Annotated in this window: 9 protein-coding genes; 5 read left to right on the top strand and 4 right to left on the bottom strand. The window is 72.3% G+C overall.

What is annotated here, in order from left to right; all coding sequences use genetic code 11:
• Positions 1-93: 93 nt before the first annotated feature.
• The 4 genes from ACWGL3_RS27855 to ACWGL3_RS27840 form a co-directional block, all read right to left on the bottom strand.
• Complete coding sequence (locus tag ACWGL3_RS27855; protein WP_267947606.1) at positions 94-1503, bottom strand: dihydrolipoamide acetyltransferase family protein; 1410 nt, start codon at positions 1501-1503, stop codon at positions 94-96.
• Between the two features lie 21 nt (positions 1504-1524).
• Complete coding sequence (locus tag ACWGL3_RS27850; protein ID WP_267947605.1) at positions 1525-2505, bottom strand: alpha-ketoacid dehydrogenase subunit beta; 981 nt, start codon at positions 2503-2505, stop codon at positions 1525-1527.
• A 3-nt stretch (positions 2506-2508) separates the two neighbouring features.
• Positions 2509-3624 carry a pyruvate dehydrogenase (acetyl-transferring) E1 component subunit alpha gene (gene pdhA / locus ACWGL3_RS27845; protein WP_267947604.1) on the bottom strand — a complete coding sequence of 372 codons (1116 nt, stop codon included), beginning with the start codon at positions 3622-3624 and terminating at the stop codon, positions 2509-2511.
• A 750-nt stretch (positions 3625-4374) separates the two neighbouring features.
• Positions 4375-4998 carry a sigma-70 family RNA polymerase sigma factor gene (locus tag ACWGL3_RS27840; RefSeq protein WP_267947603.1) on the bottom strand — a complete coding sequence of 208 codons (624 nt, stop codon included), beginning with the start codon at positions 4996-4998 and terminating at the stop codon, positions 4375-4377.
• Positions 4999-5289: 291 nt separating this feature from the next.
• Here ACWGL3_RS27840 and purS point away from each other — a divergent pair, with 291 nt between their 5' ends.
• The 5 genes from purS (at position 5290) to purL (ending at position 10275) form a co-directional block, all read left to right on the top strand.
• Complete coding sequence (purS, locus tag ACWGL3_RS27835) at positions 5290-5535, top strand: phosphoribosylformylglycinamidine synthase subunit PurS (RefSeq protein ID WP_267947602.1); 246 nt, start codon at positions 5290-5292, stop codon at positions 5533-5535.
• 243 nt (positions 5536-5778) lie between these two features.
• The gene (locus ACWGL3_RS27830) at positions 5779-6258 is read left to right on the top strand and encodes an ATP-binding protein (RefSeq protein ID WP_267947601.1); all 480 of its coding nucleotides are present in this window, start codon (positions 5779-5781) and stop codon (positions 6256-6258) included.
• A gap of 389 nt (positions 6259-6647) precedes the next feature.
• Positions 6648-7343 carry a phosphoribosylformylglycinamidine synthase subunit PurQ gene (purQ, locus tag ACWGL3_RS27825; protein ID WP_267947600.1) on the top strand — a complete coding sequence of 232 codons (696 nt, stop codon included), beginning with the start codon at positions 6648-6650 and terminating at the stop codon, positions 7341-7343.
• Between the two features lie 31 nt (positions 7344-7374).
• A complete protein-coding gene (locus ACWGL3_RS27820) occupies positions 7375-7908 on the top strand; it encodes a hypothetical protein (RefSeq protein ID WP_267947599.1) in 534 nt (177 codons plus the stop codon).
• A 72-nt stretch (positions 7909-7980) separates the two neighbouring features.
• Positions 7981-10275 carry a phosphoribosylformylglycinamidine synthase subunit PurL gene (gene purL, locus ACWGL3_RS27815; protein ID WP_452461968.1) on the top strand — a complete coding sequence of 765 codons (2295 nt, stop codon included), beginning with the start codon at positions 7981-7983 and terminating at the stop codon, positions 10273-10275.
• Positions 10276-10313 lie beyond the last annotated feature (38 nt).

The raw sequence follows: 10313 nt of genomic DNA, 5'->3' as shown, positions 1-10313 counted from the left end.
GCTCCCCGGACCCCGGAGGAGCGGCCCTGCCCGCCCGGTCCCGCGGGCGCCCGAGCCGGCCGGGGCCGGGTCGGGCGCCGACCGGGACGGGGCCTACCCCCAGGCCAGAGCGGTCAGCTCGGGGTCCTCCAGCGCGGTGCCGATGTCGCGCAGCACCTTGGAGCCCAGCTCGCCGTCGACCAGGCGGTGGTCGAAGGACAGCGACAGCGTCGTCACCTTGCGGACCTTGAGCTCACCCTTGTGCACCCACGGCATGTCCCGGATCTGGCCGAAGGCGAGGATCGCGGCCTCGCCCGGGTTGAGGATCGGGGTGCCCGCGTCCACGCCGAACACGCCGACGTTGGTGATGGTGATGGTGCCGCCGGACATGTCGGCCGGACTGGTCTTGCCCGCCCGCGCCGTGTCCGTCAGCCGTTTGAGCCCCGCCGCCAACTCGGACAGCGTCATGGCGTCGGCGTCCTTGACGTTGGGCACCACCAGTCCGCGCTCGGTGGCGGCCGCGATCCCCAGGTTGACGTAGTCCTTGACCACGATCTCCTGGTTGTCGCCGTCCCACGTGGCGTTGATCTCCGGGTGGCGGCGGACCGCCATGAGGAGCGCCTTGGCGACCAGCAGCAGCGGCGACACGCGCACGTCGGCGAAGTCGGGCCGCGCCCGCAGGCGCGCGACCGCCTTCATCGTCTTCGTGACGTCCACCTGGAGGAACTCGGTGACGTGCGGCGCCGTGAACGCGCTGCCGACCATCGCCGCGGCCGTGTGCTTGCGCACCCCCTTGACGGGGATGCGCCGCTCGCGGGCCGACCGGTCCGCGGGGGCCGCCGGCGCGGACTCCGGCTGCGGCTCGGCCTGTACCGGGGCCCGGACGGCCTCGGCCGCGGCGCGGACGTCGTCACGGGTGACGATCCCGCCGTCGCCGGTGGGCGCGACCGACCCGAGGTCCACTCCGAGGTCCTTGGCGAGCTTGCGCACCGGGGGCTTGGCCAGCGGACGGCCCGCGGGGCCGGACGCCGGAGCCGGGGCCGCGGGTACCGCGACCACGGCGGGGGCGGGCGCCGGAGGCGCCGCCGACGGCGGGACGGGCGGTGACGACGGTGCGGACGGGGCCGGGCGGCGGCGGGCGCGGCGTTGCGTGGAGGCCGCCTTCTCGCCGTAGCCGACCAGCGGCTTCTCCCGCACCTCCGTGTCCCCGCCGTCCTCCGCACCGGGGTCGGCGCCGGACGCGGAGCCGCCGGTGCCGTCGTCCACGGTGATGATCACCGCGCCGACGTCCACCGTCTGGCCCTCCTCGGCCAGCAGCTCCCGGACCGTGCCCGCGAACGGGCTCGGCAGCTCGACGACCGCCTTGGCCGTCTCGATCTCGCAGATCATCTGGTTGACCTTGATCTCGTCACCCGGCTTGACGTACCAGCTGAGGAGTTCGGCCTCGATCAGGCCCTCGCCGACGTCGGGCAGCCTGAACGACTGCACGCCGTCGACGGCGGGCGCACTCTTCTGAATCGCCATGTGCTTCGGTTTCCCCGATCCCTAGTACGCGAACGCCCGGTCGACCCCGTCCAGAACCCGGTCGAGGTCCGGGAGGTAGTACTCCTCCAGACGCGACTGCGGGTAGGGGGTGTCGAAGGCGGCGACGCGGATGACCGGCGATTCCAGGTGGTAGAAGCACTCCTCGGTGACGCGGGCCGCGATCTCCGCGCCGGGGCCGCCGGTGAGGACCGCCTCGTGGGCGACGACCAGGCGCCCGGTCCGGCGCACCGACTCGACCACGGTCGGGTAGTCCACCGGGGAGAGGGAGCGCAGGTCGACGACCTCGATGGAGTGCTCGGTGTCGGCCTCGGCCGCCTGGAGCGCGGTCTTGACCATCGGGCCGTAGGCGAGCAGGGTCACGTCGGTGCCGGGCCGGGCCACGCGCGCGGCGCCCATGGGGGTGGCCTCGGCGATGGACGCCCCGGTGTCGACCTCGGACTTCTCGTAGTAGCGCCGCTTGGGCTCCAGGAAGATGACCGGGTCGTCGGAGCGGACGGCCTGCTGGATCATCCAGTAGGCGTCCTCGGGGTTGGCCACCGTGACCACGCGCAGGCCGGAGGTGTGCGTGAAGTACGCCTCCGGGGACTCGCTGTGGTGCTCGACGGCGCCGATGCCGCCGCCGTAGGGGATCCGCATGACCACGGGCATGCTGAGCTTGCCCGCCGAGCGCCTGCGCATCTTGGCCAGCTGGGTGAAGGTCTGGTTCGCCGCCGGGAAGAAGAACCCGTCGAACTGGATCTCGACCACGGGGCGGTAGCCGCGCATGGCCATGCCGATCGCGGTGCCGACGATGCCGGACTCGGCGAGCGGGGTGTCGATGACCCGGTCGGCGCCGAAGTCCTTGTACAGGCCGTCGGTGACCCTGAAGACGCCGCCGAGCCTGCCGACGTCCTCGCCCATGACGAGGACCTTGGGGTCGTGCTCCATGGACGCGCGCAGGCCCGCGTTGATGGCCTTGCCGATCGTGAGGCTGGTTCCCATGGCCTAGCGGCCCCCTTCCGCGCCGGCGCTCTCGAAGGAGGCCAGGTAGTCGGCGAACTCGGACCGCTGCCGGTCGATGTGGACGTTGGGCTCGGCGTACACCTCGTGGAAGATGTCGAGCGGTTCCGGGTCGGGAAGCGCACGGCACTCGGTGCGCACCTGCTCGCCGATGGTCTCGGCCTCGGCGTCGACGGAGGCGAAGAACTCCTCGTCCGCGAGGCCGTTGAGCTCGAGGTGGCGGCGGACGCGCAGGATCGGGTCCTTGGCCTTCCACTCGTCGAGTTCGGCGGAGGCCCGGTACCGGCTGGGGTCGTCGTTGGTGGTGTGCGCGCCCATCCGGTAGGTGAACGCCTCGACCAGGGTGGGGCCGTTGCCCTCGCGGGCGTTGTCCAGGGCCGCGCGTGTGACGGCGAGGACCGCGAGGACGTCGTTGCCGTCCACGCGTACGCCCGGGAAGCCGAACCCGGCGGCGCGTCGGTAGATCGGCACGCGGGACTGGCGCTCCAGGGGCTCGGAGATCGCCCACTGGTTGTTCTGGCAGAAGAACACGACCGGGGCGTTGTTCACGGAGGCGAAGTTGAACGCCTCGTTGGTGTCGCCCTGGCTGGTGGCCCCGTCGCCGAAGTAGGAGATGACGGCGGTGCCGTCCTCGCCGAGGGCGCCGTCGCGCTGGACGCCCATGGCGTAGCCGGTGGCGTGCAGCGCCTGGCTGCCGATGACGATCGTGTACAGGTGGAAGCCGTGCTCGTGGGGGTCCCAGCCGCCGTTGGTGACGCCGCGGAACATACCGAGCAGTTCCTTGGGCTCGATGCCGCGGCACCAGGCGACGCCGTGCTCGCGGTAGGAGGGGAACGCCATGTCGTGTTCGCGCAGCGCCCGGCCGGAGCCGATCTGCGCGGCCTCCTGGCCGAGCAGTGAGGCCCACAGGCCCAGTTCTCCCTGGCGCTGGAGGGAGACGGCCTCGCTGTCGACCCTGCGTACGAGGACGAGGTCTCGGTAGAGCGCGCGGATCTCCTCCGCGCCGATGTCCAGGGGGTAGTCGGGGTGCCCCGTGAGCTCCCCTTCCGGTGTCAGGAGCTGGATGAGCTCCGGTTCCTCGTGCGCGGTGGTGTCCGACACGTCGCTCCTCGGGTTCTCGGGGCCGGGTTCGCGTGGGTGAACGCTGATCGGCCGTTTCACGGTCCGCCTCACCCGGGGGTGGTGGGTGAGGGCGGACAGCCCTCCCCATATCGTGACAGACCTCACTATGGAGAGCGCAAGCCCTCGGCGTCACCTTTTACGCTGTGGCCCCCATGATCCACGACGGCCGGCCGACCCGATTACCAGGGCTTCCTAGCATGTACAAGGTCTTCCAACAACTTTGTGGACGCTTGTCGGAGCCGAGCGCACGACGCCCGGACGGTCCCTCGGCCGGGGCCCGTCCGGGCGTGTCGGAAGAGGCGGTACGGACCGGCCGGGACGTGCCGGGCGCGAGCGGCGCCGGGGGCCCGCCGACGGGCGGCCGGCGCGGGCGTCGCCCCCGGTACGCGGGCCGCAGGCGCGTCGGGAGCGGACCGCCGGAGCGCGAGAAGGCGCGCGGGCGGGACGGGCGCGCGGGTCCGCAGGAGCGGTGGTCCAGGGGTCGCCCCGGGAGCCGGGGCCGGTCGGGGCCCGGCTCGCCGGCCGACGGGGAGGACTCGTCGGCGGTCGGGCGGCGGGTCGGCCCGCCGGGCGATGACGGCGCTCCCGGCAGGCGTGTGCGCCGACGGGGCTCGGACCGGGCGGCTCACGGCCGGGACCGGCCACGGGGGACGGGTACGGGGGACCGAAAAGGCCTCGGGGCGGGTTTCCGGCCCGCCCTCGACCGGGCTCGCCGGTGTCGCGCGCGGCCTAGTCGGCGGCCTGCGCCGGAACGCGCATGCCGCGGTCGCGGGCGTAGTCGGAGAGCATCTCGCGGAGCTGGCGGCGGGCCCGGTGCAGACGCGACATCACCGTCCCCAGCGGGGTCCCCATGCGCGCGGCCACCTCCTTGTAGGCGTAGCCCTCGATGTCGACGAGGTAGATGACCTCCTGGAACTCCTCCGGCAGACGGGCGAGCGCCTGCTTGATGGCGGAGTCCGGCAGGTGGTCCAGGACCTCGTTCTCGGCGGACCGCATGCCCGAGGACGTGTGCGCCTCGGCGGCGGCCAGCTGCCAGTCCTTGATCTCGTCGGTCGTGTCCTGGCGCGGTTCGCGCTGCTTCTTGCGGTAGCTGTTGATAAAGGTGTTGGTCAAGATCCGGTACAGCCAGGCACGCAGATTCGTACCCGCACGGAACTGGTGGAAATTGGCGAACGCCTTGGCGAAGGTCTCCTGTACGAGATCCTCGGCGTCCGCCGGGTTGCGGGTCATCCGCAGGGCCGTGGGATAGAGCTGGTCGGCGAACGGTGTGACCTCGGTGGCGAAGTCCAGCGTCTGGTCCTCGCTCCCGGGTCCACCGGTCGTGGAGGCCTGGTCCATTTCGATAGTCGTCAAGATTCCCCCTCCGTGACGACCGGACGATCACTTCCACACTGTTAGACGCCACCACGTGCTCTCAATGATGACATCAATGCACGTGATACGAGTCACGAACGTACCGAAAACGTCCCCGGCACTGTTAAGCGTGCGGTAAAAGCCCGGCGTGCCGCCTGGTCAGAACCTGGTCCCGAGCCATACCCGTTCCCGCGTGCCGTACGCTTGCGTCGCCCCCTCCGGCCGGTCCGGGGAGTGTGGCCCGCCAGCCGCAGGCACATGCGGCACAACCGTTTCCTTGTGGAGGACCCTGTGGCCCGCGTCGTTGTGGACGTCATGCTCAAGCCCGAGATCCTGGACCCCCAGGGCCAGGCCATCGCCGGGGCCTGCCCCCGTCTCGGCTTCGAGGGGATCGGCCAGGTCCGCCAGGGCAAGCGCTTCGAGGTGGAGGTCGAGGGCGAGGTGGACGACGCCAGGCTCGCGGACGTCCGCCGCCTGGCCGAGACCCTCCTCGCGAACACCGTCATCGAGGACTTCGAGGTCCGCGTCGAGGCCTGAGCCCCCGGTCGGCCCCCCGTGAGATCCGGCACACCGGACACCGGTGTCACGCCGGCGACCGGCCCGGACCTCGGAAAACGGGTGGCACCGAGCAGGCCCCGAGTGCCCCGGGTGTCGGAAGTGTCCAGAAACCACCAGTCGCGTCCCCAGGGGGCGCGGCTGTTCGTTTTACTCCGGCCGCCCTCGGGAAGGTTCTTTACCGTGCCGGGCTGCATACGACAACGGAGTACGAGAGGTTTACGGATGGACACCGTTTTCTCGATCTCCCTGCCAAGGCAGGCGTACACGGTCTCCGTGGTACGCGACGTCCTCGGCACCTTGCTCCACAGGGCCGGTCTCTGCCGGAGCTGCGCCGACGACGTCCTGCTGGCCGTCTCCGAGGCCAGCGCCAACGCCATCGACCACGGCGGCCCCGCCCGCGACTACGTGGTCGAGGCGGAGCTGGGGGGACGCTGGTGCGAACTGCGGATATCCCATACCGGTAGGGCGCCGGACCCCGAGGCCGTCGCCGAGCGGTTCACCACGGACAGCATGCCCCTCCCGGGTCTGGACTCAGAATCCGGAAGGGGCATCCTACTGATGCGGTTCCTGATGGACGAGGTCGCCTTCGAGGGGGAGCCCCGCACGACGGTCCTGCTGCGCAAGCGGGTCGCCCTGTGCGACGAGGCGTCGGAGGCGTCGGCCGCGGGCCGCGTCCCGGAGGCGAGATTCGCCCTGCTCTGAACCAGCCGAACCCCGCGCACCGTCCGCGCGGGGTCCGGTGCGTCCGGAGCCGCCTCCCCGATCCGCGACATGTGTCGCACACCACGCGGCGGCCCCGTCCCCCGCGCCCCGCGTCGCGGCCGGGACCGGACGCCCCTGCCGTCCCCGCGCGGGCCCGGTTCCTGTGGGGTCGCACACGCGGACCCCCGTCCCCGGGGCCCCCACTGGGAGGATCACACAGGAGCGGGCCGCCCGGAGGGGGTGACCGTCGTACCCGAGCACAGGTGAGCGGGTACGCTGCGGAGTGCGGAAGTCCCCGCCCCCGGTTGGCGGGGCCAGGCACCGGCATCTCCTCGCCGAACGCTCCCCGTGCACGCGGGGGGCGGATCCCAACCTCTCGGAGTGTGCTCATGACAGCCCGTGTGGGCGTCGTCACCTTCCCCGGCTCCCTCGACGACAAGGACGCCGCGCGCGCCGTCGCGCTGGCGGGCGCCGAACCCGTGTCGCTCTGGCACGCGGACGCCGACCTCAAGGGCGTGGACGCGGTCGTCCTGCCCGGCGGCTTCTCCTACGGCGACTACCTGCGCTGCGGCGCCATCGCCCGGTTCGCGCCGCTGATGTCCGAACTGGTCCCGGCCGCCCGCTCGGGCGCGCTGCCGGTCCTGGGCATCTGCAACGGCTTCCAGATCCTCTGCGAGAGCCACCTCCTCCCCGGCGCCCTCACCCGCAACGCCTCGCTGCGGTTCGTCAACCGCGACCAGGTGCTCCGGGTCGAGAACGCCGGCACCGCGTGGACCGGCGACTACACCGAGGGCCGCGAGATCCTGGTCGTCCTGAAGAGCGGCGAGGGGAGCTACGTCGCCGACGAGGCCACCCTGGACGAGCTGGAGGCCACCGGCCGCGTCGTGGTCCGCTACGTCGGCGGCAACCCGAACGGGTCCCGCCGGGACATCGCCGGGATCACCAACGAGCACGGGAACGTCGTCGGCCTGATGCCGCACCCCGAGCACGCCGTCGAGGCCCTCACCGGCCCCTCCACCGAGGGACTCGGCTTCTTCACCTCGATCCTCAGCCACATGGCCGCCGGTTCGCCGGTGAACGCCTGACCCGCACACCGAACAGGGGACGGTCCTCGCGATGATGGCGCTGCTGCGCTCCCGAAACACGATGTTCGTCCTCGCCGCCGTGGTCATCGTCGGCCTGGTGGTCTCGGCGGGGCTCGGCCTCTTCAACGCGATCGGCTCGGCCCCCACCGCTCCCGCCGCCCCTCCGCAGGGGCAGGGACAGGAGGGGCAGGGCGGCCAGGGCACCGGCCCCGCCCCCGACGCCCCGCCGGACGTGGACGTGCTCGGACAGGCCCCGGCGGGCCTGTCCTACGTCTCCGACCCCGAGGCCGACGTGTACTGCGAGCAGAACGAGTGCGTCCGCCTCGTGATGGTCCTGACCGAGGGCGGCGAACTGCCCGAGGACTCCCGCGAGTCCGTCGAGACGGTCCTCGCCCACCTCGCCGAACACGGGTGGGAGGAGCAGAGCCCGCAGGGGGCGCCCGAGGGCCGGGCTTTCCTCACCGACGGTGACCACCTGCTGGCCGACACCTCCTCCCACGACACGGCCGACGCCTCCGCGATGCTCATGCTCGGCAACGCCGAACAGGCTCCGGCCACCCCCTGACCACGACCTTCCGCGCCGGTCGGCGGACGCCGCGGCCCGGGCCACATCCGCACATCCCGAACGGAACCACGCATGTCTGAAGTACCTGGTCTCGACACCGTCGCCGTGGCGCACGAGAACCCGGACACCCCGCAGCCGTACGCCGAGCTGGGCATGGCCAAGGACGAGTACGAGCGGGTCAGGGAGATCCTGGGGCGCAGGCCGACCGCCGCCGAGCTGGCCATCTACTCGGTCATGTGGAGCGAGCACTGCTCGTACAAGTCGTCCAAGGTGCACCTGCGCCAGTTCGGCGAGAAGGCCCCCGAGAACGACGCCCTCCTCGTCGGCATGGGCGAGAACGCGGGCGTGGTGGACGTCGGCGACGGCCGCGCGGTCACGTTCAAGATCGAGTCGCACAACCACCCGTCGTACGTGGAGCCCCACCAGGGCGCGGCCACCGGCGTGGGCGGCATCGTCCGCGACATCCTCACCATGGGCGCCCGCCCCGTCGCGGTGATGGACGCGCTGCGGTTCGGTCCCGCCGACGCCGACGACACCAAGCGGGTCCTGCCCGGCGTGGTCTCCGGCATCTCCTTCTACGGCAACTGCCTGGGCCTGCCCAACATCGGCGGGGAGATCGGCTTCGGGGCGGGCTACATCGGCAACCCGCTGGTCAACGCCCTGTGCGTGGGCGTGATGAAGCACGAGGACATCAAGCTGGCGCAGGCGCCGGGCCCGGGCAACAAGGTCGTGCTGTTCGGCTCCACGACCGGTCCCGACGGGATCGGCGGCGCCTCGGTGCTGGCCAGCGCCACGTTCGACGACGAGTCCCACGCCAAGCGGCCCAGCGTCCAGGTCGGCGACCCGTTCATGGAGAAGCTCCTCATCGAGTGCAGCCTGGAGCTGTTCGAGAAGGACATGGTCGTCGGCATCCAGGACCTGGGCGCGGCCGGCGTCTCCTGCGCCACCACCGAGCTCGCCGCGGGCGGCACCGGCGGCATGAACATCCAGTTGGACCGCGTGCCGCTGCGCGACCACCGGCTCACTCCCGAGGAGATCCTCATGAGTGAGTCGCAGGAGCGCATGATGGCGATCGTCGAGCCCTCCAAGATGGAGGAGTTCCTGGCGGTCTGCGACAAGTGGCAGATCCTGGCGACCGAGATCGGCGAGGTCACCGACGTCACGGCCGAGGAGGCCGCGCGCGGCGGCCGCCTCGTGATGACCTGGCACGGCGAGACCGTGGTGGACATGCCGCCCCGGACCGCCTCCGACGAGGGCCCCGTCTACGAGCGCCCGTACGCGCGCCCCGCCTCGCAGGACGCGCTCCAGGCCGACGACGCCGCCGGCCTGGCCCGGCCCGGCACCGACGCCGAGCTGCGCGATCAGCTGCTGCGCGTCCTGGGCGCCCCCGGCGTGGGCGACCCGACATGGGTCACCCAGCAGTACGACAGCTACGTGCGCGGCGACACGGTGGTCTCCACGCCCCACGACGCCGGGATGATCCGCATCGCCGACGACTCGCACCGGGGCGTGGCCCTGTCCACCGACGGCAACGGCCGCTTCACCCGCCTCGACCCGTACGCGGGCACGCAGCTGGCGTACGCGGAGGCGTACCGCAACGTCGCGGCGACGGGTGCCCGTCCGCTGGCCGTGACCAACTGCCTCAACTTCGGCTCGCCGGAGGACCCCGGGGTGATGTGGCAGTTCGCCGAGTCCACCCGGGGCCTGGCCGACGCCTGCCTCCAGCTGGGCACCCCGGTCACCGGCGGCAACGTGAGCTTCTACAACCAGACGGGCGACGTGGCGATCAACCCGACGCCGGTCATCGGCGTGCTCGGCGTGATCGACGACGTGCGCTCCCGGCTGCGGACCGCCTTCGGCTCCGAGGGCGCCAGGGTGTTCCTGCTGGGCGAGACCAGGCCCGAGTTCGGCGGCTCCGCGTGGGCCGACACGATCCACTCCCACCTGGGCGGGCTGCCGCCCCGGGTGGACCTGGCCGCCGAGGCCGCGCTGGGCGAGGTGCTGGCCGCCGCCGCCGAGCGCGGGCTGGCCGACGCCGCGCACGACCTGTCGGACGGCGGCCTCGGGGTCGCCCTCGCCGAGTCGGCGATGCGCGGCGGCCGCGGCGTGCGGGTGACCGTGGACGGCGACGTCTTCACGGCCCTGTTCAGCGAGTCCGGCGCCCGCGCGGTCGTCGCGGTCCGGCCGGGCGAGGAGGAGGCGTTCGTGGCGCTCGCCGGCTCGCACGGCGTCCCGGTCGAGCAGATCGGCGTGGTGGGCGGCGACTCCCTGTCGGTCACCCACCCGGGCGGCGCCGTGGAGGTCCCGCTGGCCGAGCTCCGCGAGGCCTACGAGGCGGCGCTGCCCGCCCTGATGAGCGGCGTGTAGCCACGGTTCCGCGGAGGCGGGGGCGCCTGTCGGGCGCC

Source organism: Nocardiopsis sp. NPDC055824 (genome assembly GCF_053616335.1).
Note: the sequence above shows the minus strand (reverse complement) of the source record. Positions and strands in the feature narration are given on the sequence as shown.

Bases quoted from the DNA above. Each gene is read 5' to 3' on its own strand.
- ACWGL3_RS27850 (WP_267947605.1), bottom strand. From the start codon at position 2,505: ATGGGAACCAGCCTCACGATCGGCAAGGCCATCAACGCGGGCCTGCGC.
- purQ (WP_267947600.1), top strand. From the start codon at position 6,648: ATGACAGCCCGTGTGGGCGTCGTCACCTTCCCCGGCTCCCTCGACGAC.
- purL (WP_452461968.1), top strand. From the start codon at position 7,981: ATGTCTGAAGTACCTGGTCTCGACACCGTCGCCGTGGCGCACGAGAAC.
- ACWGL3_RS27855 (WP_267947606.1), bottom strand. From the start codon at position 1,503: ATGGCGATTCAGAAGAGTGCGCCCGCCGTCGACGGCGTGCAGTCGTTC.
- ACWGL3_RS27820 (WP_267947599.1), top strand. From the start codon at position 7,375: ATGATGGCGCTGCTGCGCTCCCGAAACACGATGTTCGTCCTCGCCGCC.
- ACWGL3_RS27830 (WP_267947601.1), top strand. From the start codon at position 5,779: ATGGACACCGTTTTCTCGATCTCCCTGCCAAGGCAGGCGTACACGGTC.